This window comes from Streptomyces sp. NPDC058284 (assembly GCF_042881135.1).
Lineage (GTDB): Bacteria > Actinomycetota > Actinomycetes > Streptomycetales > Streptomycetaceae > Streptomyces.
In genome coordinates this window covers 450,070-474,163 of record NZ_JBHVYE010000001.1, presented here as the reverse complement: position 1 = coordinate 474,163, position 24,094 = coordinate 450,070, and the positions used below count along the sequence as shown (strand labels likewise).

Below are 24,094 nucleotides of genomic sequence, written 5' to 3'. Positions count from 1 at the left end.
GTCCGTGCGCCGAGGGCGCGTGCCGGGCGTCGCTGCGCAGGCGGGGGTTCAAAGACAGGCTCTGAGAGCCTGTGGCGCCGCGCCCGGGCGGCGCGGCGGCGCCGCCCGGGTCCGGCACGCCGGTCCTCAGTGACCGTGACCGTGCTCGTGCACACCGTTCGTCGCGGCGATCTGCTTCCACGACTTCGGCTTGGCCGGGGCGGCGGCGGAGCGGGCGATACCGGCGTCCCGCACGGCGGGAGCCGCCGGACGCGACGGCTGGTAGAGCCAGGTGTCGAACAGCTCGGCCAGCGGCTCGCCCGAGACCTTCTCGGCGAACTTCACGAAGTCGTTGACCTTGGCGTTGCCGTACGCGTGCTGTTGCGGCCACTGCTTCAGGATCGCGAAGAACGTCTTGTCCCCGACCTCGTTGCGCAGCGCCTGCAGGGCGAGCGCGCCCCGGTCGTAGACCGCACCGTGGAACTGGTTGTCCGGCCCCGGGTCGCCCGGCTTGACCTGCCAGAACGGGTCGTCCGCGGGGTGCTGGGCGTACACGTAGTCCGCCAGCTCCTGCGCCGTGCCCTCGCCCTCCTTCTCCGACCACAGCCACTGGCTGTAGCGGGCGAAGCCCTCGTTGACCCAGATGTCCTTCCAGCCGTCCACGGACACGCTGTCGCCGTACCACTGGTGGGCCAGCTCATGGACGACGATCGACGCGTTGGAGCCGTTCGCGAACGCGGCGGGGCTGTAGAAGGGCCGCGTCTGGGTCTCCAGGGCGTAGCTGCTCTTCACGTTCGGGACGTACCCGCCGAGCGCGTTGAAGGGGTACTTGCCGAAGACCGTCTCCAGCCACTCGGCGACCTCGGTGGTCCGCTCTATGCTGGCCCGCGCCGAGCCCGCGTTGTCGCCGAGGTCCTTGCTGTAGGCGTTGAGGACCGGCAGGCCGCTCTCGGTCCTGTCGGTCGTGATGTCGAACTTGCCGACCGCGAGGGTGGCGAGGTAGCTCGCCTGCGGCTTGTTGGAGCGCCAGTTGTAGCGGGTCCAGCCGAGCTTGGAACTCTGCGACTGCAGCACGCCGTTGGAGATCGCCTGGGTGCCGTCGGGCACGGAGACGGACACGTCGTACGTCGCCTTGTCCAGCGGGTGGTCGTTGGAGGGGAACCACCACACGGCCGAGTCGGGCTCCTGGGCCGCGACGCCGCCGTCCGGCGTCCGGTGCCAGGCCGTGTAGCCGTTGATCTTCAGCTCGGAGGGCTTGCCCGCGTACCGCACGACGACCGTGACCGCCGTGCCCTTGGGCAGTCCCGCCGGCGGCGTGATCTCCAGTTCCTGGTCGCCGGTCTTCGTGAACTTCGCCTTCTTGCCGTTGACCCGCACCTCGGAGACCTTGAGGCCGAAGTCGAGGTTGAAGCGGGAGAGGTCCTGCGTGGTGCGGGCGTTGATCGTCGCCGTGCCTTCGAGCAGGTCGGTCCCGGGCTGGTACTTCAGCCGCAGGTCGTAGTGCGAGACGTCGTATCCGCCGTTGCCGCTGGCCGGGTAGTAGGGGTCGCCGATGCCCGGCGCCCCGGGAGTGAAGTCCGCGGCCGATGCCGGGATCGCCAGCAGGAGAGAGGCCGCGAGCGCGCCCGGGGCGATGAGTCTGCGGTGCACGTCAAACTCCAAGTCGTAGGGTCTGAAGATCGGTTCGTCTTGGTCGACGAGCCTATTCAGCCCCGCCCGGACGCGTCATGTCCATGGTCCCGAACGTCACATGATCGCCATGCGGCCGACATGTGCCTCAATGTCCCACGCACCTGACATGTTGCCTACGGCCCCCTGTCGCGCGGCAGTTCGCCCGTGTACCTTCCGCGCCATGCCGATACGTGCGCGACGCACCCGCCTCCTGTGGAGAGCACTTCTCGCGGCGGCCCTGGCCGCCCTGATCGCCACCCTCATGTCCCCGGGCGCGGCGCAGGGGGCGGCACAGTCCCCCCGCACGCCGGGCCAGAGCCTGCGTACACCGGGCGAGAGCAAGCCCGTGTACTCCTACGAGAACGCGATCCGCGAATCCGTCTGGGTCGACACCAGGATCGACGGCGACGCGGACGGCAGGACCGACCGTGTCGCCGTCGACATCGTCCGGCCCCGCGAACTCGACCGCACGGGCCGCCGGATACCCGTGATCATGGACGCGAGCCCGTACTACTCCTGCTGCGGGCGGGGCAACGAGAGCCAGAAGAAGACGTACGACGCGGACGGCAAGCCCGTCCAACTCCCCCTCTACTACGACAACTACTTCGTGCCGCGCGGCTACGGCTACGTCGCCGTGGACCTCGCGGGCACCAACCGCTCCGACGGCTGTGTCGACGTCGGCGGCCGCTCCGACGTCCAGTCCGCGAAGGCCGTCGTCGACTGGCTGAACGGGCGCGCCCGCGGCTACACGAGCCGCACAGGAAGCGAACGTACGAAGGCGTCGTGGGCCAACGGCGCCACCGGAATGATCGGCAAGAGCTACGACGGGACCGTCGCGAACGGAGTGGCCGCCACCGGCGTCAAGGGCTTGCGGACGATCGTGCCGATCGGCGCGATCTCCTCCTGGTACGACTACTACTTCGCCAAGGGCGCGCCGCTCTACGACGGCGGCCCCGACGGCCTCTCGAACGCCGTGGAGAGCCCCGAGGCCCGCGCCCGCTGCGGCGCCGTGCAGCAGCGCCTGGTCGACGGGGCGCCGCGCTCCGGCGACTGGACCCGCCTGTGGAGCGAACGGAACCACGTGCCGGACGCCGGAAAGGTGCGCGCCAGCGTCTTCGCCGTGCACGGCATGCAGGACCTCAACGTCCGCACCAAGCACTTCGGCCAGTGGTGGGACGCCCTCGCGAAGAACGGCGTCGACCGCAAGGTGTGGCTCAGCCAGGCCGGCCACGTCGACCCGTTCGACCTGCGCCGCGGCGACTGGGTGCGCACGCTGCACCGCTGGTTCGACCACGAACTCCTCGGCTACGACAACGGCGTCGACCGCGAGCCGATGGCCGACATCGAACGCGCCCCGGACCACTGGACCACCGACCGGGTCTGGCCGCCGCGCGGCACCCACGCGGTCACCCTTCGCCCGGCCAAGGGCGCGGCGCCCGGTGTCGGCACCCTCGGACTTCGGCCCGGCAAGGGCACCGAGACCTTCACCGACGACCGTTCGCTGAGCGAGACCGACTGGGCCGAGCGCATCGGCACGCCGACCCCCGCCAAGGCGGGCTTCGTCAGCGACCCCCTCGGACGCGACCTGCGCCTCTCCGGCTCCTCCACGGTGACCGTCACCGCGACCCCGACGACCCGCACCGCCCACCTCTCCGCGGTCCTCGTCGACCTCGGCCCCGACACCATCCGGGACTACTCCGCCCCGGGTGAGGGCATCACCACCCTTCCCGAACGCACCTGCTGGGGCGCGAGCACCGCGGGTGACAGCTCCTGCTTCAAGGAGACGCGCGCCAGGACCGCCGCCGTCGACTACACGATCTTCAGCCGCGGCTGGGCCGACCTCGGCAACTGGGCCGATGCCCGGCACGGCCACCCGCTCACCCCGGGCAAGCCGCACACCATCACCCTCGACCTCGCCGCGAGCGACCACGTCGTGCCCAAGGGGCACCGCCTGGCGCTGATCGTCGCGGGCACCGACAAGAACCTCATCGAGCCGCCCGCCGACACCCCGACGCTCACCATCGACCTCGCCCGCACCTCGGCGAAACTGCCGCTGGCCGGCGGCGCGGACTCCTTCACCACCACCGCACCCCGCACACCCGGCCGGTCCCGTCTCGACGGCGTGGCCCCGCCCCGCCCGCTCAACCCCGTTCCCGGAGGCCGCACTTCATGACGCCCCGCATACGCACCCTGGCGCTCGCCTGCGCCACCGCCGCACTCGCCGCGCCACTTCTGACGGCGCCCGCCCAGGCGACGCAGACCCCGCCCCGTACCGGATTCGAGGAGACCGACGGGGCGCGCTGGACCAGCCAGCCGGAGGAACAGGAACTCCTCGCCACCGTCGACAAGGCCGCCAAGAGGGTCACCGTCAGCCGCATCGGCACCACGAAGCAGGGCCGCCCCCTCCAACTGGTCCGCATCGGCGAACGCCCCTCGAAGAACACCGTCCTGCTGATCTGCAGCCAGCACGGCGACGAGCCGTCGGGCCGCGAGGCCTGCCTGTCCACGATCCGCGACCTGGCATACGCGAAGGACAAGAAGACCCGGCGCTTCCTCTCCCGCACCACGCTGCTCGTCCTGCCCACCGCCAATCCCGACGGCCGCGCCGCCGACACCCGCGGCAACTCCGACGGCGTGGACATCAACCGCGACCACCTCGCCCTGAAGACCGCGGAGGCCCGCGCCGTGGCCGCCGTGATCCGCGACCGCGAGCCCGACGTCATCTACGACCTGCACGAGTACGGCGCCACCCCCAAGTACTACGACAAAGACCTGTTCGACCTCTGGCCGCGCAACCTCAACACCGACGACGCCGTGCACAGGGAGGCGCAGACCCTGTCCGAGGCGTACGTACGCCCCGCCGCCCGGCACGACGCGTACACCATCGGCACGTACGGCATCTGGACCGACCCGGTCACCGGCGACCCGATCAAGCAGACCGCGGGCGACGGCCAGGAACGCATCCTGCGCAACATGTCCGGCATCAAGCACGCGGCGGGACTGCTCATCGAGAGCCGCGTCGATCCGATGACCGACGCCGAGAAGAAGGACGAGGCGCTGAACAACCGGCGGCGCGTGGCCTCCCAGCGTTCGGCGCTCGGTGGCCTGGCCGAGTTCACGGACGAGCGTCGTGACCGGCTCGAGGCGGCCACCGGCGCCGCCCGCGCCGAGGGCTTCCGCGACCGCGGCCCGGTCTACATCGGCGGCGCCGACAACGACCCCGCCGAACCGTCCGAGATCATCCAGGACCCGCCCTGCGGCTACCGCCTCGACGCCGCCCAGTACCGCGACATCAAGGACGAACTCGCGCTGCACGGCGTCACCGTGAGGCGCGGGAAGTCCGGCGCGTACGTACCGCTGAGGCAGCCCGCGCGCCGTCTCGTCCCGCTCCTGCTCGACGAGCGCGCGCCGTATCACGTGGTCACGGCTCGGCCCGACATGGCCTGTTGAGGAAGTGAGAGGTGCGTCACATGTGGTAGGGGGTAGCGGAGAACGAAGTCCGGAAACAAACGTCCCCTCGAAAGGTGCCCCTTGTGACGCAGGATCAGCGGAAAGCGGACGACGGGGGAGGGGCGCAGGAGATCATGGCGCCCGCCCCCGGCGGCCGCTCGCCACAGACGGACCGGGTGGTGTTCGGCGTGACCGCCGTGCTCACCCTGGCGTTCGTGGTCTGGGGCGCGGTGTCGACGGATTCGTTGCAGGATGTCTCCACGGACATGCTCAACGGGTTGATGCACAACGGTGGTTGGTTCTTCATGCTGACCGCCACCGGGTTCGTCGTCTTCGCGCTCTGGCTGGCCGTCAGCCGGTACGGAAAGATCACTCTCGGGCGGGAGGGCGAGGACCCGGAGTTCCGCACCGTCTCCTGGGTCGCCATGATGTTCAGCGCCGGCATGGGCATCGGCCTGATGTTCTACGGAGTGAGCGAGCCCCTGGCCCACTTCACCTCGCCACCGCCGGGCACCGATCCGGCCGACCCGCCCGCGGCGATGGAGACCGCGATGGCCACCACGCTCTTCCACTGGACGCTCCACCCGTGGGCGATCTACGCCGTCGTGGGCCTCGCCATCGCGTACAGCACCTTCCGCCGCAACCGGCGCCAGACCATCAGCGCCGTCTTCGAACCGCTCATCGGCGAGAAGCACGCGCACGGCGCCTGGGGCCGGGTCATCGACATCCTGGCCATCTTCGCCACGCTCTTCGGCTCGGCCGCCTCCCTCGGCCTCGGCGCCCTGCAGATCGGCAGCGGCATCGAGGTGCTCGACTGGATGGAGAACGCCGGCACGGGCCTGCTCGTCGTCATCATCGCCGTGCTGACCCTGGCCTTCGTGGCGTCCGCCATCTCCGGTGTGGAGAAGGGCGTCCAGTGGCTTTCCAACATCAACATGGTGCTCGCCGCGCTGCTCGTCCTGTTCGTCTTCGTCGCGGGCCCGACGGTCATCATCCTCGACATGGTGCCCACCTCGCTCGGCGCCTACCTCGACGACCTGCCCCAGCTGATCGGCCGCACCGAGGCGTCCAGCGGCAAGGGCGTCGCGGACTGGCTGAGCAGCTGGACGGTCTTCTACTGGGCCTGGTGGATCTCGTGGACGCCCTTCGTCGGCATGTTCATCGCGCGGATCAGCCGCGGCCGTACGATCCGGCAGTTCGTCGGCGGCGTCATCCTGGTGCCGAGCACCGTCAGCCTCATCTGGTTCGCCGTGTTCGGCGGCAGCGCCATGACCGTCGCGGACCGGGGCGGACTCAAGGGGGAGACGACGCAGGAGGCGCAGCTCTTCGGCCTGCTCCACGAGTATCCGATCGCCACCGTCACCAGCCTCCTGGTGATGATCCTCGTGGGCATCTTCTTCGTCTCGGGCGCCGACGCCGCGTCCATCGTGATGGGCACGCTCTCCCAGAAGGGCGCCCTCGAACCGGGCCGGTTCGTGGTGATCTTCTGGGGCATCGTGACCGGCGCCGTCGGCGCGGTCATGCTGCTGATCGGCGACGGCTCGGACGACGCGCTCACCGGCCTGCGCAACCTCACGATCCTGGTAGCCGCTCCCTTCACCCTCGTGATGATCGGCATGTGTGTGTCGCTGATGCGGGACCTGCGCCACGACCCGCTGATCGTGCGCGGTGAGCACGGCACGGAAGCGATCGAGAAGGCCGTGATCGCCGGGCACGAGCAGTACGCCGGCGACTTCGAGATCCGGATCGGCCCGGCCCAGGACGACAACGGCGACGACGAGGACCCGGGCAGCACCGTGATCAGGAACAGCTGAGTCAGGCTCTGCCCGTTCCGTCCCGAAGACGGGCCCTCAGGAGGCGGCGTCCGCCAGGCGCGCCGCCTCCCGCGCACACCCCCAGGCGACCGTGACACCGGCGCCGCCGTGCCCGTAGTTGTGCACGAGCACCCCGCCCTCCGGCGTCCGCTCCCGCTCCAGGCGCACCCGGTGGCGCGCGGGCCGCAGCCCCACCCGATGCCCGAGCACCCGCGCCCCCGCGATCTCCGGCCGCACGGCCGCGCACCGCGCGACGATGGCCTCGGCCACCGCCGGATCCGGCTCGGCCGACCAGACGCTGTCCTCGGCGGTCCCGCCGAGCAGCAGCCCGCCCGGCTGCGGAAAGAAGTACGTGGTCGTACTCGACGCGGCGTCGGCCGCCGTGAACCACGTCTCGATCCCCGGGTTCTCCACGACGACGAGCTGACCCCGCACCGGGTACACCGCGTCGTCCGGTACGAGCCGACGCGCGCCGAGCCCCGAGCAGTTGACCACGGTGGGCGCCTCGGCCAGGGGCTCCGCGAGCCGCCCGACCGTACGCTCCTCCACCACCCCGCCCGCCGCACGGAACCGCTCCCGCAGCCAGCCGAGATGGACCGGCATGTCGATGAGCGGCAACCGCGCCCAGAGCCCACGCCCCGCGTACTCGCCGCGCTCCGCGGGCCGCAGCCCCGCCACGCGCGACGCCCACGGCCCCAACGCGTCCAGCCCCGTCTCGGCATGTACGCCCTCGACCATGCGTACGCCGCCGGACCCGCCGCGAGCGGCCAACTCCTCGTACACGGCCAGCGAGTCCAGCGCCCAGTCACCGGCCGCCGCCACCGGCTCTATGCGGTAGGGCCACCACAGGGCGCCCGCAACGGCCGAGGTGGTCCGCTCGGCGGGCTCCTTGCTCCACACCCGCACGCGGCGCCCCGACTCGGCGAGCACGACGGCCGTGGTGAGCCCGACGACCCCACTGCCCACCACGATCACATCGTCATCTTTCATACCGGGAACGTAGCGGAATGTGCCATGCCGTGCTCACATCACATGCCGGGTGGGGATACTCACAGCATGTCTGCCGAGTACGCGACCTTCGGTCTGGCACCGGCCATGCGCGCCGGTGGGGTCCTCGCCGACGGTGGCTACCAAGTACACCGCGACTTCGTCGACTTCATCGTGGACGGCCGCCCCCTGCTCTTCCGGCTGTCCGACCTCGACGCGGTGTCGCCGCTGGCCGCCGACATCCCGCCGGCCATCTTCACGGCGCACGTCCGCAGACTGCTCCTGGAGGCGGAGGCGCCGCTGCGCGAGGGGCGTTACGTCATCTACGGCTGCCCCGAGTGCGAAGGCCTGGAGTGCGGCGCGGTCACGGCGGTGATCGAGAAGAGCGCCGACGGCAGCGACGACTTCGTCTGGCGCGACTTCGCCTGGCAGACGTCGGAGCCGGTCGACCTGGTGCTCAACGGCTACCACGGCATAGGGCCCTTCCGCTTCCGGGGCGCCGAATACCGCGAGGCACTCGGCCAGTTGCTCACCGCGGGAGAGCGCCAGGCCCGCCGCCGGGTCCTGCTGATCGGCCCGCGCGTGGCGCTCCTCGCCAAACTGGCCGCGGCGCTGCGCACGATCGGCATCGGCGCGGAGATCGCGGCGGACGCGGCGGGCGTCGCGCCCGACGAACTGCGCACGTACGGCGCGGTCGCCTTCGGCCGCGCGGTCCCCGAGGCGACCCGCCACTCCGTACGCTCGGCCTTCGACGGCGCGGGCGCCCAGGTCGCCCACGTCGACGGCCTCGCCCCGGTCATCCCGGTCCTGCTCGCCCAGATCGAGTACGCGCTGGACCGCAGCCCGATGGAACAGCGCCGCCTCACCCGGCTCACGGCGGGCCCCGGTGCGGCGGAGCTGGAGGTCACGTCGGCGTGCCTTGTCCGGCTTACGGCGTACCGCACGGACCGCCTCTCGCGCACCCACACCCACGAAGTCCTCGACGAAGTCCTTGAGCCGGGGCGGCACCGGGTCCCGCTGCCGGCCAAGGCCACGAAGGGCGAGGCCTACGTGGTGGCCCGGACCTCCACGAGCGTGCTGGTCGCCCCGGCCTCGCCGTGACCGCGATCGCCGCCGACGTGAGAGCCTGTGTCATATCCCCGGCCGGATCAGTGGGCGTCGTCTGGTGCGTGCGATCGCAAGGCGCCGGGAAGTCCTCGTAGCGGAGCTACTAGGGCTTTTCGGCAACGCGGCGAGCGTGCGTGCCAGGCGGCGATCACCCGGCCGGGGATATGACACAGGCTCTGAGGACCGGCCAGTGCTCCAAATGTGTTGACCGCCCCCGCCACGCAGTGCTGGAGTCGGCGCGTGGACAGCATCCCCGCCAACCGGCGGCTCTGGAACCGGATCAGCAGCGCCTACCAGCACGAGCACGACCCGCGAATCGGCGCCACACCCCGGCTGTGGGGCATGTACTCCATCCCCGACGCGCGCCTGCGCGCCCTGGGCGACGTCACCGGCAAGCGCGTCCTCGAACTCGGCTGCGGCGCCGGCCAGTGGTCCAGAGCGCTCGCCGCCGAGGGCGCCACCGTGGTCGGGCTCGACCTGTCCGAAGCCCAGCTCGCCGCGGCGGCCGACGCGATGGGAGCGGCCCGCTACCCGCTGGTGCAGGGCGCCGCAGAACGACTCCCCTTCGCCGCCGACAGCTTCGACCTGGTCTTCTGCGACTTCGGTGGGCTCAGCTGGGCGCCCCCGCAGCTGGCCGTCCCGGAGGCCGCACGCGTCCTGGGCCGGGGCGGGCGCCTGGTGTTCAACGTCGCAAGCCCATGGTTCGAAGTCTGCTACGACGAAGCCGCGAGCCGCGTGACCACGACGCTGCGGCAGGACTACTTCGGGCTGGACACCATCGCCGAGGGCGACGGCGCGACCAGCTATCAGCTCACCTACGGCGACTGGGTCAGGGTCCTGCGCGGCGCGGGTCTGATCATCGACGACCTCATAGAGCCGCGGCCCGAACCCGGAGCACCCAACGGCTACAACGAGACCGACCCACCCGACTGGGCACACCGCTGGCCGGCGGAGTCGCTCTGGGTCACCCACAGAGCGTGAGGGGCGGGAGGCCACCCCGTCCCACGTCCTACAATCACCCCCTGATGACCGCAACTCTCGTCGCCAAAGATCTCGCCGCAGGCCACGGCGACCGCACCCTGTTCTCCGGACTTGAATTGGTCGTCGCCCCCGGCGACGTCATCGGTCTCGTCGGGGCCAACGGAGCGGGGAAGTCCACGCTGCTGAGGCTCCTCGCGGGCCTCGACGCCCCCGAAGGGGGAGAGCTGAGGCTCTCGCCGCCCGCCGCGTCCGTCGGGCACCTGCCCCAGGAGCCGGACCGCCGCCCGGGTGAGTCGATCCGCGCCTTCCTGGCCCGGCGCACCGGCGTCGCCGAGGCCCAGCGCGTCATGGACGAGGCGACCCAGGCCCTCGTCGACGGCGCCCCGGGCGCGGACGACGCGTACGCCACGAGCCTGGAGCGCTGGCTGGCGCTCGGCGGCGCGGACCTCGACGAACGCGCCGAGGACGTCGCCGACTCCCTCGGTCTCGCCGTCAGCCTCGACCAGCCCATGACGTCGCTCTCGGGAGGCCAGGCGGCCCGCGCGGGACTCGCCTCGCTGCTCCTCTCCCGGTACGACGTGTTCCTCCTCGACGAGCCGACGAACGACCTCGACCTGGCGGGCCTGGAACGCCTGGAAGGCTTCGTACGCGGCCTGCGCGCCGGTACGGTCGTGGTCAGCCACGACCGCGAGTTCCTCACCCGCACCGTCACCAAGGTCCTCGAACTCGACCTGGTCCAGCAGCAGATCAACCTCTACGGCGGCGGCTACGACGCGTACCTGGAGGAGCGGGAGACGGCCCGGCGCCACGCCCGCGACGAGTACGACGAGTACGCCGACAAGAAGTCGGCGCTCCAGAGCCGCGCCCAGATGCAGCGCTCGTGGTCGGACAAGGGCGTGAAGAACGCCCGCCGCAAGGCCAGGGCGGGCGGCGACAACGACAAGATCGGCCGGAACCTCCGCAGCGACGCCAGCGAGAAGCAGGCGGCCAAGGCCCGGCAGACGCAGCGCATGATCGAGCGCCTCGACGTCGTCGAGGAACCCCGCAAGGAGTGGGAGCTCCGCATGGAGATCGCGGCGGCCCCGCGCTCCGGCTCGGTCGTCGCGAGCCTGCGCGACGCGGAGGTGCGCAGGGGCGCGTTCACGCTGGGTCCCCTCACGCTGCAGATCGACTGGGCGGACCGGGTGGCCATCACCGGGGCGAACGGCTCGGGCAAGTCGACGCTGCTCGCCGCGCTCCTGGAACGCCTTCCGCTGGACGCGGGCCACGCGGCCCTCGGATCGGGCGTCCTGGTGGGCGAGGTCGATCAGGCCCGCGCGCTGTTCCACGGCGAGGAGTCCCTGCTCGACGCGTTCTGCGCGGCGGTCCCCGACACCGAGCCGGCCGAAGTCCGCACGCTGCTCGCCAAGTTCGGCCTCAAGGCGGAACACGTGCTGCGCTCGGCGGCCACGCTCTCGCCCGGCGAGCGGACGCGCGCGGCCCTCGCCCTGCTCCAGGGCCGCGGCGTCAACCTGCTCGTCCTCGACGAGCCGACGAACCACCTCGACCTGCCCGCGATCGAGCAGCTGGAGTCGGCCCTGGAGTCCTACGAGGGCACGCTGCTGCTGGTCACGCACGACCGCAGGATGCTCGACGCGGTCCAGGTGACACGCCGCCTGGAGGTGGCGGAGGGCAAAGTGACCGAACTGTCACTCTGACCTCCACGCACCCCCTGGCAGCGCCTCAGCGCCGCTTGGGATCCACCAGACCGGCCCGCCGCAACGCCTCGGCCATCGCGTCGTTGGCGGGCGGCGGGCCCTGCCGCTGCGGCTTCTGCCCGCGCTGACCGCCACCACCGCCACCACGGCCGCCCTGCCGCTGCTGGGGCGGCCGGCCGCCGCCCCGCTTCGGCTGCTCTCCGCCGGAGGCGGCCCCGCCGCCCGTCTCGTCGTCCAGGCGCAGCGTCAGCGAGACCCGCTTGCGCGGGATGTCGACGTCCATGACCTTCACCTTGACGATGTCGCCGGGCTTGACGACGTCCCGCGGGTCCTTGACGAACGTCTTCGACATGGCGGACACGTGCACGAGGCCGTCCTGGTGCACGCCCACGTCGACGAACGCCCCGAACGCGGCGACGTTCGTGACGACCCCTTCGAGCACCATCCCGGCGGCGAGGTCGGAGAGCTTCTCGACGCCTTCCTTGAAGGTCGCCGTCTTGAAGGCGGGGCGCGGGTCGCGGCCCGGCTTCTCCAGCTCCTTCAGGATGTCCGTGACGGTCGGCAGGCCGAAGGCGTCGTCCACGAAGTCGTCCGGCCGCAGCGAGCGCAGCGCCCCCGTGTTGCCGATCAGCGAACCGACGTCGCCGCCCGCCGACTTCACCATCCTGCGTACGACGGGGTACGCCTCCGGGTGCACGCTGGACGCGTCCAGCGGGTCGTCGCCGCCACGGATGCGGAGGAAGCCCGCGCACTGCTCGTACGCCTTCGGGCCGAGCCGGGCCACGTCTTTGAGGCCCTTGCGGCTCTTGAAGGGGCCGTTGGCGTCGCGGTGGGCGACGATGTTCTCCGCGAGGCCCGTGCCGATGCCGGAGACCCGGGCGAGGAGCGGGGCGGACGCGGTGTTCACGTCCACGCCGACGCCGTTCACACAGTCCTCGACGACGGCGTCGAGCGAACGCGACAGCTTCATCTCGGAGAGGTCGTGCTGGTACTGGCCGACCCCGATCGACTTCGGGTCGATCTTCACCAGCTCGGCCAGCGGGTCCTGCAGGCGCCGGGCGATGGAGACCGCACCGCGGATCGACACGTCGAGGTCGGGCAGCTCCTGGGAGGCGAAGGCCGAGGCGGAGTACACGGAGGCGCCGGCCTCGGAGACCATCACCTTCGTGAGGTTCAGCTCGGGGTGCTTGTCGATGAGCTCGGCGGCGAGCTTGTCGGTCTCGCGCGAGGCCGTGCCGTTGCCGATGGCCACGAGGTCGACCGCGTGCTCCTTGGCGAGCTTCGCGAGCGTGGCCAGGGACTGGTCCCACTTGTTGGCCGGGACGTGCGGGTGGATCGTGTCGGTCGCGACGACCTTGCCGGTGGCGTCGACGACGGCCACCTTCACGCCCGTGCGGAACCCCGGGTCAAGGCCCAGCGTGGCGCGCGTACCGGCGGGCGCCGCGAGCAGCAGGTCGCGCAGGTTCGAGGCGAAGACCCGTACCGCCTCGTCCTCGGCGGCGGTCCGCAGGCGCAGCCGCAGATCGATCCCGAGGTGGACGAGGATCCGGGTCCGCCAGGACCAGCGCACCGTGTCCTGCAGCCACTTGTCGCCCGGCCTGCCACGGTCGGCGATGCCGAAGCGCTGGGCGACGATCCCCTCGTACGTGGAAGGGGCCCCCGGTGTGGCGGAGGGCTCCTCGGGCTCCAGGGTGAGGTCGAGCACCTCCTCCTTCTCGCCGCGCAGCATCGCGAGGACGCGGTGCGAGGGGAGCTCGGTGAAGGGCTCGGCGAAGTCGAAGTAGTCGGCGAACTTGGCGCCCGCCTCCTCCTTGCCCTCGCGGACCTTGGCGGCGAGACGGCCGCGTACCCACATGCGCTCGCGCAGTTCGCCGATCAGGTCGGCGTCCTCCGAGAACCGCTCGGCGAGGATCGCCCTGGCCCCGTCGAGGGCGGCCTGCGGGTCGGCGACGCCCTTGTCGGCGTCCACGAACGCCGTGGCGGCCGCCAGCGGTTCCACCGTCGGGTCGCCGAGCAGCCCGTCGGCCAGCGGCTCGAGGCCCGCCTCGCGGGCGATCTGCGCCTTGGTGCGCCGCTTGGGCTTGAAGGGCAGGTAGATGTCCTCGAGCCGCGCCTTGGTGTCCGCCTCGCGGATCCGCGCCTCCAGCTCGTCGGTGAGCTTGCCCTGCTCACGGACCGAGTCGAGGATCGCGGCGCGCCGGTCCTCGAGCTCGCGCAGGTAGCGCAGCCGCTCCTCGAGCGTGCGCAGCTGCGCGTCGTCGAGCATCTCGGTCGCTTCCTTGCGGTAGCGCGCGATGAAGGGCACCGTGGACCCGCCGTCGAGCAGGTCGACGGCGGCCTTCACCTGCCGCTCCCGTACGCCGAGCTCCTCGGCGATCCTGCCTTCGATGGACGCAGGGGTGGACGTCTTCAAAGCTGCCACGTTCCGGTACCGCCTTCTCGCTGAGGTTGCCGGGCAATTGTGGCAGGTGGCGCCGTTGGCGGGGGATCAGACCCGGCGGGTCCGCCCCATCCGCCCGGGGCGCCGGCCGGTGCTCCGCCCGCCCCGCCCGCCCCGTCCGGCGGAACGGGAGGCTCCGCCGAACAGCCGCGCAACGGCCCGGAACGGCAGGGTGACGACGGTGGCGATGGCGCTCGCGATCTGGCGCAGCACATCCGCTATGGCACGGAACATGGATCTCCCCTTTCGTCTCCCGGCACGGCCGGGGGTGGCGGTCAGGAGACGTCCGGGTACCTCGGAGCCCCTCTTTGAACCCCCTCCCGCGCCCCGACGCCCGCCACCGCGCCCGCGAAGCCGGGCCGAACCGGGCCTCAGCCCTTGCCGAGCAGATCCGCCGGGAAGGCGCCCGCCTGGAGCGCGGTCCCGGTGAACAGGGTGCCGAGCTCCGTCAGCCGCTCGACGCCCGCGGCGCCCAAGTGCTCGTAGGGGGCCCGGTCGAGGCGGTCCGTCTCCGCCTCGATGTCCCGGCGAAGGGCCACGCCGTCCTCCGTCAACTCGCCCTCGGCGTCGAGCAGTCCGCGCCCGCGCAGCCGCCGCACGGCGTCGTCCCACTCCGCCCTGTTCCAGCCCCGGGTGGCGAAGTGCCACTTGGGCGTCATGCCCTTGCCGGTGGCGGTGTGGCTCACCAGGGCCTCCAGGCCGTCGAGTTCCGCGGAGAGCAGTACGGTCAGGTGCCCGTCGCCGCGGTGTTCGCGCAGCAGCGTCGCCGCGTGCCAGTACGCGAGGTGCGGTGCGTCGGGCACGGGCAGGTCGGCGTGGGCGGAGTACAGGGGGCGGGCGGCGCGGTCGCAGGCCTCGGTGGCGCGCAGGGCGAGGTCTGCGGCCTCCGCCATCTCGGGCGAGGCGACGAGCTCCTCGCCGAGGAGCCGGCGCAGCGTCGTGTCGACGGCACGCAGGCGTGCGCCGCGGGCCTCCTCGGGCGTGGCGCTCTTCCAGACCTCCGGCACGTGCTCGGCGACGAGTTCGTACTTGTAGTTGTAGAACGTGGCGGTCACGGTCCCGGGGCCGACGGCGCCGAGGGCCGCCGCGCGCAGGGCGAAGTTGACGGCTGCGGGGTGAGTGATGCCGAACGCGGCCATCTCCCGCGCCGAGTCGGGCGAGAAGTAGTGCGTCGAGTGCAGGGAGTTGAGGACGTTGTGACAGCGGCGTCCCGCGTGCGGGGGCAGTGCCGTAGCCGTGGAGGAGGTCGTCGAAGAGGTCATGGGAGCACGGTACCTACTGGTTGGTATGTCGTCCGTGGTCCGTCCCTGTGACGTGTGACCGAATGACAGGGACGAAGACCGGAACGAAGACCGGAACGAGGACCGGAACAACGACAGGCACGATGGCAGGAATGGTGGGCTACTCGTCATTGCGGCCATCGTGGGGCGGGCGAAGAATCGGGGCATGGAGCAGCGCACCGTCCTGGTCGTCCTCTTCGACGACGTCCAGAGCCTCGACGTCACCGGACCCGCGGAGGTCTTCGCGGGCGCCGGAGCCTGCCTCACAGACCCCGGGAGCGGCTACCGCGTACGCACGGCGTCCCTGGACGGCCGCCCCGTACGCACGTCCAGCGGCCTCACCCTGGTCCCGGACTCCACGCTCGCCGACGCGCCCGCGCCGCACACGCTGCTGGTCCCGGGCGGTCCGGGCACCCGGCCCGCGGACCGGGCGCTGACCGACTGGCTGCGCGAGCACGGCCCGCGCGCCGAGCGCCTCGTCTCGGTCTGCACCGGCGCCATCCGGCTCGCCGAGGCGGGCCTCCTTGAGGGCCGCCGCGCGACGACGCACTGGGCGTACTGCGAGAAGCTGGCCAGGGACCACCCGGGGGTCGAGGTCGACCCGGACCCCATCTACGTGCGCGACGGCCATGTCGCGACGTCCGCCGGGGTCACCGCGGGCATCGACCTGGCGCTCGCGCTCGTCGAGGAGGACTACGGCCGCGAGGTGGCGCTCACCATCGCCCGCCACCTCGTCGTCTTCCTGCGACGCCCGGGGAACCAGGCGCAGTTCAGCGTCCAGCTCGCCGCGCAGACCGCACGGCGCGAGCCGCTGCGCGACGTCCAGCAGTGGATCACCGAGCATCCGGCCGACGACCTGTCGGTCGACGCGCTCGCCGCGCGCGCCCGGCTCTCGCCCCGCCACTTCGCCCGCGCCTTCCGGGCGGACACCGGGCTCACCCCGGGCAAGTACGTCGAGCGCGTCCGCGTCGAGCACGCCCGCCGGTTGCTCGAGGACACCGACGACGGCATCGAACAGGTCTCGCGCGCCTGCGGCTACGGCACTCCGGAGGCGATGCGCCGCGCCTTCGTCAAGACGCTCGGCACGGCACCGGCCGAGTACCGCCGCCGCTTCCATCCGGTGCCGCCCGCACCGCCCGGCACATCCACCGGTCGAACCGACCGACAGCCGACCGATCGCCAACCACTGGCCAACCGATAGGGACCCCATGCAGATCGCCATCGCCCTGTACGAGCGCTTCACCGTCCTGGACGCCATCGGCCCTTACCAGACCCTGAGCTCCCTGCCCGGTTACGAGACGGTCTTCGTGGCCGAGCAGGCGGGCCCCGTCCGTGACGACACCGGCTCCCTCGCCCTCGTCGCAGACAAGTCCTTCGCCGAGGTGCGCAGCCCCGACATCGTGGTGGTGCCCGGCGGCCCCGGCCAGAGCGACCAGATGGAGAACGAGCCGCTCCTCGACTGGCTGCGCACGGTCGACGCGACGAGCACCTGGACGACCTCGGTGTGCACCGGCTCCCTCGCCCTGGCCGCCGCCGGTCTCCTCAAGGGCCGCCGCGCCACCTCCCACTGGTGCGCCCTCGGCGAGCTGGACCGGCTCGGCGTGGAGTCGACGGGGGAGCGGGTCGTCTTCGACGGCAAGTACGTCACGGGGTCCGGCGTCTCCGCGGGCATCGACATGGGCCTCACCCTGGCCGGCCGGATCGCGGGTGACGAGCACGCGCAGACCGTCCAGTTGATAACCGAGTACGACCCCCAGCCGCCCTACGACGCGGGCTCCCCGGAGAAGGCGCCCGCGCACCTCGTCGCCAGGATCCGCGACCGCAGCCGCTTCGGGCAGGAGGCGGCAGGCGGCAAGTAGGGGCAGTGGGGGCAGTGGGGGCAGCCAGGCTTCGCAGGACGGGCCCGGGGCTCAGTCCGCCCGCACGGTCCACGTGAAGCGCGGCTGCCTGCGCTCCAGGAAGGCGGCGACACCCTCGGCGGTGTCGCCGCTGCCGCGTGCCCGCTCGGCCCAGTGGGCGTCCCGGTCGGTGCGCCCGGCCGCGAACTCCTTCGCCGCGGCCTGCGTCAGCTGCGAGCGCGCCGCGAGGACCCGGGTGAACTCCGCGACCCGCTTGTCCAGGCCGTCGGCGGGCAGCACCTCGTCGACCAGGCCGGTGCGCAGCGCCCGCTCCGCGTCGATCAGCTCACCGGAGAAGAGCAGGTACTTGGCGGCGGACGGTCCCACGAGGGACACCAGGCGACGGGTGGACGACGCCGGATAGACGATGCCCAGCTTGGCCGGCGTGACGCCGAACGAGGCGCCCTCGTCCGCGAACCGCAGGTCGCACGCGCCCGCCAGCTGCGCGCCGCCGCCCACGCAGTAGCCCCGCACCGCGGCGAGCGTCGGCTTGGGGAAGGCCGCGAGGGCCTCCTCGGCGCGCACGGCGAGGTCCTGCGCCGCGCCCGGGGACTCGCGCAGCGAGGAGATGTCCGCGCCCGCGCAGAAGGTGTCGCCCGCGCCGGTGAGCACGACGGCGCGCACGGCCGGGTCGGCGGCGAGGGCGGCGAAGAGCGGCGGCACCTGGCGCCACATGTCGGCGGTCATGGCGTTGCGCTTGGCCGGATGGTCGATGAGGACGGTGGCGACGCCGTCCGTGACGGTCTGCCTCAGCTGCGGCTCCATGCGCCGGATGCTATCCGCACTCCTCGAACGTACGATCAAGGAGGGGTGGGGAGATAAGGCGCGTAACGCGCATAGGGCGCACAAGGCTCCGCCGAGCGAGAGGGAGACGCCGATGGCCGGACCCAGGGACGCCGGGACCACCAGGCCCACCGAACCCGCGAACGGCAGCCGCGGCAGGCAGGGCGCCCGGCTGAGCCGCAGCTTCGGCTGGCTCGCCCTGCTGGGCGTGATCCTGGCCGTGGCCGGGCTCGTCGGCCTCGTCTACACCGGCGTCGCCACGCTGACCTCGATGCTGCTCTTCGGCTGGCTGCTGCTCATCGGCGGTGTCGTCGGGCTGCTGCACGCCGTCCAGTCGCGCGGCAGCAGCTTCTTCTGGCTGGGCGTCGTGGTCGCCGCGCTGAACCTCGCGGCGGGCGTCGTGATCCTGCGCAGGCCCGAGGTGGCGGCCGAGGCGCTGACCATGTTCGCGGCCCTGCTCTTCCTCACGGGCGGAGTGTTCCGCCTGGTCGGCAGCCTGGTGGTACGCGGCCCGCAGTTCGCCCTGACCCTGCTGCAGGGCGCCTTCGGCCTGCTGATCGGCGTCCTGGTCCTCGCGGGATGGCCCAGCAGCAGTCAGTACGTCATCGGGTGCTTCTTCTCGCTGGCGCTGCTCTTCGACGGCCTCGGTCTGATCGCCACGGGCATCGGAGGGCGCCGCATCGTCAGCCTCGTACAACCTGAAGAGCGCTTGAAAGCGGAACAACAGGGGCAGGAACAGTCACCCGACTGACGGCGGCACGCGCCACCGGTCAAAACGCGTCGATAATCGCTGACTTCTGGTCAGTGGCGGGGCACGGACCAGAGCGTTCCCAACACTCGATGTGTGGCGACAATCGAGCGCAAGGGCGGCGACCGGACGATGGAGAACGGCGGGAGGCGGCCCGGCCCACTCCCCGGCCGTGACGGACCGATGCCCTACGAGGGCGTATGGCGCTTCACCGCCCCCGCCGTCGACGCCTCCGTACCCCAGGCCCGGCACGCGGTGCGCGACCTCCTCGCGCGGCAGGGCGTACCGGCCTCGGACGACCTCGTCCAGGGCCTGCTCCTCATCGTCTCGGAGCTGGTCACCAACGCGGTGCGGCACGCGGCCCTGCTCTCACCGATGCTCGCGGTGGAGGTCGCGGTCGGCGCCGAGTGGGTGCGGGTCTCCGTCGAGGACAACCACCCCTACCGCCCGACGGCCCTGGTGGCGGACCACGGCCAGACGGGCGGCAGGGGACTCCTCCTCGTCCGCGAGATCACCCAGGAGGCGGGCGGCGCCTGCGACGCCGAGCACACCGCGAGCGGCGGCAAGGTCATCTGGGCGGCGCTGCCCCTCAAACCCCAGGGCTAGATCCGGGTCCGGGTCAGGAGCCGGCCGACACCGGCGAATCGGTTCTGTCGCCCACCGAGCCCCGGGTGGCGTCCTTCGGTATGGGCCGGTCCTCGCGCAGGGCGTTCCAGACGGCGTGCGAGGCCTTGTCCAGCGGCTTGACGCGGCCCGCGTCCCGCGCGTCGTAGGTGACCGGCATCGTCACCATGTCGGTGCGGTCGGGGCTGATGCCCTTCAGCTCCTCGGCGAGCCCGAGGAGCTTGTCCGCGGAGGCCAGGTCGGAGTCGGCGCTGACGGTCTTGGTCGCGGTGTCCGCCAGGTCGTAGGACTTGCCCGGGTCGCTGAGCGGGTCGACGGTGTTCACGCGGTGGATCAGCGCCTTGATGAAGGCCTGCTGGAGCTGGATGCGGCCGAGGTCGCTGCCGTCGCCCACGCCGTGCCGGGTGCGGACGAGCTCGAGCGCCTGCTTGCCCTTCAGCGTGTGCGTGCCGGCGCTCAGGGAGAGACCGCTGTTGTGGTCCTTGATGGCCTTGCGGGTGGTGATGTCCACGCCGCCGAGCTCGTCCAGAAGCTTCTGGAACCCCTTGAAGTCGACTTCGAGGTAGTGGTCCATGCGGACGCCGGACATCTTCTCGACCGTCTTGACGGTGCAGGCGGGGCCGCCCACCTGGTACGACGAGTTGAACATGGCCTGCTGCGCGCCCGCCGCGCCGCCGCCTGACTGCGTGCACCGGGGCCGCTGCACCATCGTGTCGCGCGGGATGCTGACGACCGAGGCCTTCTTGTGGGTCTTGTCGACGTGCAGGACCATCGCCGTGTCGGCCCGGGCCCCGCTCACGCCACTGCCGTACTCACCGTGGGTCCCTGCCCGTGAGTCGGATCCGAGCAGGAGGATGTTCATCGATCCGTCCCGCTGCCCGGCGGGCCGGTCGTGGCCGAGGGCGGCGTTCACGTCCGTGCCCTTGATCTGGCCGTTGAGGTGCTGCCAGGCATAGGCCACGCCTCCGCCACCGACGAGGGTCACGCCGAGGGCGCCCCACGCCACGTAGCGCAGCACCTTCTTCCTGGGCCTGCGCCGGGAGCGCCGTACCCGCGCGGGCCCGTAGGCGGGCGCCGCGGGGCCGTCGGCCGGATGCGCCGGATGCTCGTTCCCGCTCTCGTGCGGCATGCGCTGACTCTCCTCGCCGACCGGACTCAGTACGCGGAGTCGACGTTGTCGATGGAGCCGTACTTGTCGGCGGCGTAGTTGGCGGCCGCGGTGATGTTGGCGACCGGGTCGGTCAGGGAGTTTGCGGTGCCCTCGACGTGGTAGGCGTCGAAGGTCGGCTGGATGACCTGGAGCAGGCCCTTGGACGGGGTGCCGTTCTGCGCGTTCACGTCCCAGCCGTTCTGGGCGTTCGGGTCACCGGCGGACTCGCGCATGATGTTGCGGTGCAGGCCCTCGTAGGAGCCGGGGATGCCCTTGGCCTTCATGATGTCGAGGGACTGGCGGATCCAGCCGTCGAGGTTGTCGGCGTGCGGCTTCTTGGCGGCCTTGGCCTGCGCCTTCGCCTGCGCCTGCACGTGCGCCGCCACCGTGCTCACCTTGTCCGGCTCCGCGGCGTGCGCGGCGGAGGGGGCCAGGGAGAGGGCCGCTGCCGCGGCGCCGGCGGTGGCGATGCCGGTGACGGAGAGCTTGCGGAAGCGGGCGGCACGGTTGAGCGTCCGGGTCATGGCCATGCGGGGGGAACTCCTCAGGGGGGACGTGAGGGGGCTCGATCCGGAGCGGGCGGTTGTGCCCGGTGGGATCCACGAGCCCCGTAGACCTCAAACAGGGTTAGCGGCGCTTCCCACCGGGCGCAAAGGTGTGACGTACTACCCCCTTACGCAGCGGCACCCGTCCGCGACCGCCCCCGCACGCCCCTGGCCCCACGCCCGTGGCCCCGGCCCCCTACTACCGCCTTTAGCATGTGACGTGCCCCCTATGAGTGGGTTCACAGCCACCGCTTCCCCGACGTGGCCCCGGTCACCGAAAGGACGGTCTACGCGTCGGTCCGCGATCTGCGCCGTCCAGCGCCCGGTCCCCTTCACTGCGGGAGCAGGGCATCCACTTCGTCGGCGCCGGTGTCTCGGGCGGCGAGGAGGGCGCGCTGCACGGACCGAGCATCATGCCAGGCGGCAGCACCGAGTCGTACGCCTCGCTCGGCCCGGTGCTGGACCGTCGACGATCATGTCCCCGGGCCCCAGGAGCGGCGCGAATTCCTTGATCACGGTGTCGGTCGGCTCGCCCGCCTTCACCATGGGCACGAGCCGTCGGGGACGTTCGAGGGCGGCCACGAATTCCTCGGCCGTCTCGGTCGGCACGAAGGTGGCCTCCTCACCGAACTCCGCCATCAGCTGGTGTGTGCCGGCGGCGGTGCGGTTGTGGAGGGCGACCGCGTATCCGTTGCGGGCGAAGTTGCGGGCGAGGTCGCGCCCCATGACGGCGAGGCCCGTGACCCCGATCTAGGCCCGAGCTGCGTGCCTCAGAGTTCTCCGCTTCCCGTCGTCACGTGGACGTAGTCGACGACGAGCTGCTGGGGGAACGAGGTGCTGCCGTTCGGGTCGCCCGGCCAGTAGCCGCCGACCGCGAGGTTGAGGATCAGGAAGAAGGGCTTGTCGAAGACCCAGCGGTTGCCGTTGAGGTCGGCAGGGGTGCGCGTCTGGTAGACCTTGCCATCGACGGACCAGCTGACCTTGTTCGGCGACCAGTCCACCGCGAACGTGTGGAACTTGTCCGCGAACGCCTCGCCGCCGGGCAGCGTGTAGCCCGCGCCGATCCCGCCCGAGCCGGAGTAGCCGGGGCCGTGCAGCGTGCCGTGGACGGTGCCGGGCTCGAAGCCGACGTTCTCCATCACGTCGATCTCACCGCTGGCGGGCCAGCCCACACCCCCGATGTCGGAGCCGAGCATCCAGAACGCCGGCCACATGCCCTGGCCGCGCGGCACCTTCATCCGCGCCTCTACGTGGCCGTAGGTCTGCGTGAACCTGCCCGCGGTGTTCAGCCGGGCCGAGGTGTACTCGCACCGGCCGTACCAGCACTGGTAGTTGCCGGGGTTCTCCTTGCGGGCGGTGATGACCAGGTTGCCCCGGCCGTCGAGTGCCGCGTTCCTGTTGCCCGCGGTGTAGTACTGCCGCTCGTGGTTGTTGACGTTGTCGCCGGTCTCGGTCTGCCACTTGGCGCCGTCGACCGCCGATCCGGCCGGGCCGTCGAAGTCGTCCGTGAAGGTGGCGGCCGTCGTGGAGACTGCGGCGGGGGAGCGGGGCGCGGGCTCGGCCGAGGCCGGGGGAAGAGCGGTCAGGCTCGCGGCGCCGCAGACCAGGGCGAGGGCGCAGAGCGTGGTGCGGCGGCGGGAAGAGGCGTGCACGGTCATCACATCGCTTCGCGTGGGGGGCGGTGAATGTGGAGCATGCGCATGACAAGTAGTGATCGAAAAGTGAACGCGGCGGGAGACCTGCCGCGCTCACTTCGTTCAGTACTTGATTTAAGGCAGGCCCCGAAGCCCCGTCAAGGAGTTGGTGCGAACCAACTCGGCTCAACTCGCGGGCCCGGACCAGAACATGCCGATCGAGTCGTGCGCGGCGGTGTCGGTGAAGCCGAACTTCTCGTACAGGAAGCGCGCCGGGCCATCGGCGATCAGCGAGACGTACGCGGTCGCGGGCGCCCGGCGCTCCAGCTCCCCGGTGAGCGCGGCCATGATGCGCCTGCCGAGACCGCGGCCCTGGTGGGCGGGGTGCACGCAGATGTCGACGAGCTGGAACGCGGTCCCGCCGTCGCCGATGATCCGGCCCATGCCGACCGGCTCGCCCGCGTGGTGGAGCACCACCCCGTGCCAGGTGTTCGGCAGGGCGAGCGCGACGGCCTCGGGTGCCCTGTCGGAGAGGCCGGCATCGGCCCGCAGGCGGCGGAAAGTCTCGACGGACGGCACTCCCGTGCGCAGCTCGTAAGAGTCGTCATCAGCTTGCATGCATTACATGCTAACGAACCGGAGCCGCCCCTCCGACCGGGCGTTGCGCGGTTACCAGCCCGCGGAGGGGCCGGTCAGCTCCTTGATCGCGGGGCGGGCCGCGTCGAGCACTGTCATGAACCAGGCGGAGAACGGCTCCCGCTCATGCCGCTCGGCCAGCTCCGCCGCCGTCACGAACGCGGTCCCGCCGATCTCGGCGGCGTCCGGACGCAGCGGAGCCTGCACCATGCCCACGAACAGATGGTTGAACTCCTGCTCCACGAGCCCCGAGTCCGGGTCCGGGTGGTTGTAGCGCACCGTGCCCGCCTCGGCGAGCAGCGACGGCGAGACGCCGAGCTCCTCGTACGTACGCCGGGCGGCCGCCGCGAACGGCGCCTCGCCCGGATAGGGGTGGCCGCAGCAGGTATTCGACCAGACGCCGGGGGAGTGGTACTTGCCGAGGGCGCGCTGCTGGAGCAACAGGCGCCCCTGTTCGTCGAAGAGGAAGACGGAGAACGCCCGGTGCAGCTGCCCGGGCGCCTGGTGCGCGGAGAGCTTCTCCGCGGTGCCGATGGTCCTGCCGTCCTCGTCGACGAGTTCGAGCAAGATCGCTTCTCCGGTGCCGTTCGACGAACTGTTCGCCGCGGTGGCAGGTGTGGTCGGCATACCCATCCTTCGCTTCGGTCCTGAGCCCAAGTCTGCCGTACGT

At 71.6% G+C, this 24,094-nt stretch carries 21 protein-coding genes and 2 pseudogenes; 11 read left to right on the top strand and 12 right to left on the bottom strand.

The window, feature by feature from the left end:
- Positions 1-126: 126 nt before the first annotated feature.
- Positions 127-1,629 (bottom strand): M1 family metallopeptidase, encoded by a 1,503-nt coding sequence (locus ACFVYR_RS01775; RefSeq protein ID WP_384247566.1) that lies wholly within the window; start codon positions 1,627-1,629, stop codon positions 127-129.
- A gap of 202 nt (positions 1,630-1,831) precedes the next feature.
- Between ACFVYR_RS01775 and ACFVYR_RS01770 the strand changes: the two genes are divergently transcribed.
- From ACFVYR_RS01770 to ACFVYR_RS01760, 3 genes are all read left to right on the top strand, one after another.
- Positions 1,832-3,823 (top strand): Xaa-Pro dipeptidyl-peptidase, encoded by a 1,992-nt coding sequence (locus ACFVYR_RS01770; RefSeq protein WP_384247564.1) that lies wholly within the window; start codon positions 1,832-1,834, stop codon positions 3,821-3,823.
- The gene (locus ACFVYR_RS01765) at positions 3,820-5,100 is read left to right on the top strand and encodes a M14 family metallocarboxypeptidase (protein WP_384247563.1); all 1,281 of its coding nucleotides are present in this window, start codon (positions 3,820-3,822) and stop codon (positions 5,098-5,100) included. The genes ACFVYR_RS01770 and ACFVYR_RS01765 overlap by 4 nt, the downstream gene beginning before the upstream one ends.
- A 134-nt stretch (positions 5,101-5,234) precedes the next feature.
- Positions 5,235-6,914: a BCCT family transporter gene (locus ACFVYR_RS01760; protein WP_384247999.1), complete on the top strand. Its 1,680-nt coding sequence runs from the start codon at positions 5,235-5,237 to the stop codon at positions 6,912-6,914.
- Between the two features lie 36 nt (positions 6,915-6,950).
- On the opposite strand, the gene ACFVYR_RS01755 is transcribed toward ACFVYR_RS01760, so the two are convergent.
- Entirely contained in the window at positions 6,951-7,904 is a 954-nt protein-coding gene (locus tag ACFVYR_RS01755; RefSeq protein WP_384247561.1) for an FAD-dependent oxidoreductase, read from the bottom strand.
- A gap of 66 nt (positions 7,905-7,970) precedes the next feature.
- On the opposite strand from ACFVYR_RS01755, the gene ACFVYR_RS01750 reads away from it, so the two are divergent.
- From ACFVYR_RS01750 to ACFVYR_RS01740, 3 genes are all read left to right on the top strand, one after another.
- Positions 7,971-9,002 carry an oxidoreductase gene (locus tag ACFVYR_RS01750; protein ID WP_384247559.1) on the top strand — a complete coding sequence of 344 codons (1,032 nt, stop codon included), beginning with the start codon at positions 7,971-7,973 and terminating at the stop codon, positions 9,000-9,002.
- Positions 9,003-9,248: 246 nt separating this feature from the next.
- Positions 9,249-9,989, top strand: a complete 741-nt coding sequence (locus ACFVYR_RS01745) for a class I SAM-dependent methyltransferase (RefSeq protein ID WP_384247557.1) — start codon at positions 9,249-9,251, stop codon at positions 9,987-9,989.
- 44 nt (positions 9,990-10,033) lie between these two features.
- Positions 10,034-11,686 (top strand): ABC-F family ATP-binding cassette domain-containing protein, encoded by a 1,653-nt coding sequence (locus ACFVYR_RS01740; RefSeq protein ID WP_384247555.1) that lies wholly within the window; start codon positions 10,034-10,036, stop codon positions 11,684-11,686.
- A gap of 25 nt (positions 11,687-11,711) precedes the next feature.
- On the opposite strand, the gene ACFVYR_RS01735 is transcribed toward ACFVYR_RS01740, so the two are convergent.
- The 3 genes from ACFVYR_RS01735 to ACFVYR_RS01725 form a co-directional block, all read right to left on the bottom strand.
- Entirely contained in the window at positions 11,712-14,108 is a 2,397-nt protein-coding gene (locus ACFVYR_RS01735) for a Tex family protein (RefSeq protein ID WP_384247553.1), read from the bottom strand.
- 66 nt (positions 14,109-14,174) lie between these two features.
- Positions 14,175-14,360: an LPFR motif small protein gene (locus ACFVYR_RS01730; protein ID WP_384247551.1), complete on the bottom strand. Its 186-nt coding sequence runs from the start codon at positions 14,358-14,360 to the stop codon at positions 14,175-14,177.
- A gap of 137 nt (positions 14,361-14,497) precedes the next feature.
- Positions 14,498-15,388 (bottom strand): hypothetical protein, encoded by an 891-nt coding sequence (locus tag ACFVYR_RS01725; protein ID WP_384247549.1) that lies wholly within the window; start codon positions 15,386-15,388, stop codon positions 14,498-14,500.
- Positions 15,389-15,572: 184 nt separating this feature from the next.
- Between ACFVYR_RS01725 and ACFVYR_RS01720 the strand changes: the two genes are divergently transcribed.
- The gene (locus tag ACFVYR_RS01720; RefSeq protein WP_384247547.1) at positions 15,573-16,607 is read left to right on the top strand and encodes a GlxA family transcriptional regulator; all 1,035 of its coding nucleotides are present in this window, start codon (positions 15,573-15,575) and stop codon (positions 16,605-16,607) included.
- A 7-nt stretch (positions 16,608-16,614) separates the two neighbouring features.
- Positions 16,615-17,265 carry a DJ-1/PfpI family protein gene (locus ACFVYR_RS01715; RefSeq protein ID WP_384247545.1) on the top strand — a complete coding sequence of 217 codons (651 nt, stop codon included), beginning with the start codon at positions 16,615-16,617 and terminating at the stop codon, positions 17,263-17,265.
- A 51-nt stretch (positions 17,266-17,316) separates the two neighbouring features.
- On the opposite strand, the gene ACFVYR_RS01710 is transcribed toward ACFVYR_RS01715, so the two are convergent.
- Positions 17,317-18,069, bottom strand: coding sequence for an enoyl-CoA hydratase/isomerase family protein (locus ACFVYR_RS01710; RefSeq protein WP_384247543.1), 753 nt, complete (start codon positions 18,067-18,069; stop codon positions 17,317-17,319).
- A gap of 112 nt (positions 18,070-18,181) precedes the next feature.
- Between ACFVYR_RS01710 and ACFVYR_RS01705 the strand changes: the two genes are divergently transcribed.
- Positions 18,182-18,838, top strand: a complete 657-nt coding sequence (locus ACFVYR_RS01705) for an HdeD family acid-resistance protein (protein ID WP_384247541.1) — start codon at positions 18,182-18,184, stop codon at positions 18,836-18,838.
- Between the two features lie 93 nt (positions 18,839-18,931).
- The gene (locus ACFVYR_RS01700; RefSeq protein ID WP_384247539.1) at positions 18,932-19,441 is read left to right on the top strand and encodes an ATP-binding protein; all 510 of its coding nucleotides are present in this window, start codon (positions 18,932-18,934) and stop codon (positions 19,439-19,441) included.
- Positions 19,442-19,454: 13 nt separating this feature from the next.
- Here the strand turns inward: ACFVYR_RS01700 and ACFVYR_RS01695 are convergent, their stop codons facing one another.
- Together ACFVYR_RS01695 and ACFVYR_RS01690 are read right to left on the bottom strand one after the other, a co-directional pair.
- Entirely contained in the window at positions 19,455-20,588 is a 1,134-nt protein-coding gene (locus ACFVYR_RS01695) for an LCP family protein (RefSeq protein WP_384247537.1), read from the bottom strand.
- A gap of 26 nt (positions 20,589-20,614) precedes the next feature.
- Entirely contained in the window at positions 20,615-21,139 is a 525-nt protein-coding gene (locus ACFVYR_RS01690) for a transglycosylase SLT domain-containing protein (protein WP_384247535.1), read from the bottom strand.
- A gap of 344 nt (positions 21,140-21,483) precedes the next feature.
- On the opposite strand from ACFVYR_RS01690, the pseudogene ACFVYR_RS01685 reads away from it, so the two are divergent.
- A pseudogene (locus tag ACFVYR_RS01685) lies at positions 21,484-21,621 on the top strand (NAD(P)-binding domain-containing protein); the annotation flags it as partial.
- On the opposite strand, the pseudogene ACFVYR_RS01680 reads toward ACFVYR_RS01685, so the two are convergent.
- The 4 genes and pseudogenes from ACFVYR_RS01680 to idi all read right to left on the bottom strand — a co-directional run.
- Positions 21,617-21,880: pseudogene (locus ACFVYR_RS01680) on the bottom strand (NAD(P)-binding domain-containing protein); the annotation flags it as partial. The pseudogenes ACFVYR_RS01685 and ACFVYR_RS01680 sit on opposite strands and share 5 nt — an antisense overlap.
- 44 nt (positions 21,881-21,924) lie before the next feature.
- Positions 21,925-22,812 (bottom strand): family 16 glycosylhydrolase, encoded by an 888-nt coding sequence (locus tag ACFVYR_RS01675; protein ID WP_384247534.1) that lies wholly within the window; start codon positions 22,810-22,812, stop codon positions 21,925-21,927.
- Positions 22,813-22,974: 162 nt separating this feature from the next.
- A complete protein-coding gene (locus ACFVYR_RS01670) occupies positions 22,975-23,406 on the bottom strand; it encodes a GNAT family N-acetyltransferase (RefSeq protein ID WP_384247532.1) in 432 nt (143 codons plus the stop codon).
- 51 nt (positions 23,407-23,457) lie between these two features.
- Positions 23,458-24,051 carry an isopentenyl-diphosphate Delta-isomerase gene (gene idi, locus ACFVYR_RS01665; RefSeq protein ID WP_384247531.1) on the bottom strand — a complete coding sequence of 198 codons (594 nt, stop codon included), beginning with the start codon at positions 24,049-24,051 and terminating at the stop codon, positions 23,458-23,460.
- Positions 24,052-24,094 lie beyond the last annotated feature (43 nt).

What these genes read in the sequence shown, in the direction of transcription:
- ACFVYR_RS01770 (WP_384247564.1), top strand. Translation starts at nt 1,832, where the DNA reads ATGCCGATACGTGCGCGACGCACCCGCCTCCTGTGGAGAGCACTTCTC.
- ACFVYR_RS01765 (WP_384247563.1), top strand. Translation starts at nt 3,820, where the DNA reads ATGACGCCCCGCATACGCACCCTGGCGCTCGCCTGCGCCACCGCCGCA.
- ACFVYR_RS01760 (WP_384247999.1), top strand. Translation starts at nt 5,235, where the DNA reads ATGGCGCCCGCCCCCGGCGGCCGCTCGCCACAGACGGACCGGGTGGTG.
- ACFVYR_RS01755 (WP_384247561.1), bottom strand. Translation starts at nt 7,904, where the DNA reads ATGAAAGATGACGATGTGATCGTGGTGGGCAGTGGGGTCGTCGGGCTC.
- ACFVYR_RS01750 (WP_384247559.1), top strand. Translation starts at nt 7,971, where the DNA reads ATGTCTGCCGAGTACGCGACCTTCGGTCTGGCACCGGCCATGCGCGCC.
- ACFVYR_RS01740 (WP_384247555.1), top strand. Translation starts at nt 10,034, where the DNA reads ATGACCGCAACTCTCGTCGCCAAAGATCTCGCCGCAGGCCACGGCGAC.
- ACFVYR_RS01730 (WP_384247551.1), bottom strand. Translation starts at nt 14,360, where the DNA reads ATGTTCCGTGCCATAGCGGATGTGCTGCGCCAGATCGCGAGCGCCATC.
- ACFVYR_RS01725 (WP_384247549.1), bottom strand. Translation starts at nt 15,388, where the DNA reads ATGACCTCTTCGACGACCTCCTCCACGGCTACGGCACTGCCCCCGCAC.
- ACFVYR_RS01720 (WP_384247547.1), top strand. Translation starts at nt 15,573, where the DNA reads ATGGAGCAGCGCACCGTCCTGGTCGTCCTCTTCGACGACGTCCAGAGC.
- ACFVYR_RS01715 (WP_384247545.1), top strand. Translation starts at nt 16,615, where the DNA reads ATGCAGATCGCCATCGCCCTGTACGAGCGCTTCACCGTCCTGGACGCC.
- ACFVYR_RS01710 (WP_384247543.1), bottom strand. Translation starts at nt 18,069, where the DNA reads ATGGAGCCGCAGCTGAGGCAGACCGTCACGGACGGCGTCGCCACCGTC.
- ACFVYR_RS01705 (WP_384247541.1), top strand. Translation starts at nt 18,182, where the DNA reads ATGGCCGGACCCAGGGACGCCGGGACCACCAGGCCCACCGAACCCGCG.
- ACFVYR_RS01695 (WP_384247537.1), bottom strand. Translation starts at nt 20,588, where the DNA reads ATGCCGCACGAGAGCGGGAACGAGCATCCGGCGCATCCGGCCGACGGC.
- ACFVYR_RS01690 (WP_384247535.1), bottom strand. Translation starts at nt 21,139, where the DNA reads ATGGCCATGACCCGGACGCTCAACCGTGCCGCCCGCTTCCGCAAGCTC.
- ACFVYR_RS01675 (WP_384247534.1), bottom strand. Translation starts at nt 22,812, where the DNA reads ATGACCGTGCACGCCTCTTCCCGCCGCCGCACCACGCTCTGCGCCCTC.
- ACFVYR_RS01670 (WP_384247532.1), bottom strand. Translation starts at nt 23,406, where the DNA reads ATGCAAGCTGATGACGACTCTTACGAGCTGCGCACGGGAGTGCCGTCC.
- idi (WP_384247531.1), bottom strand. Translation starts at nt 24,051, where the DNA reads ATGCCGACCACACCTGCCACCGCGGCGAACAGTTCGTCGAACGGCACC.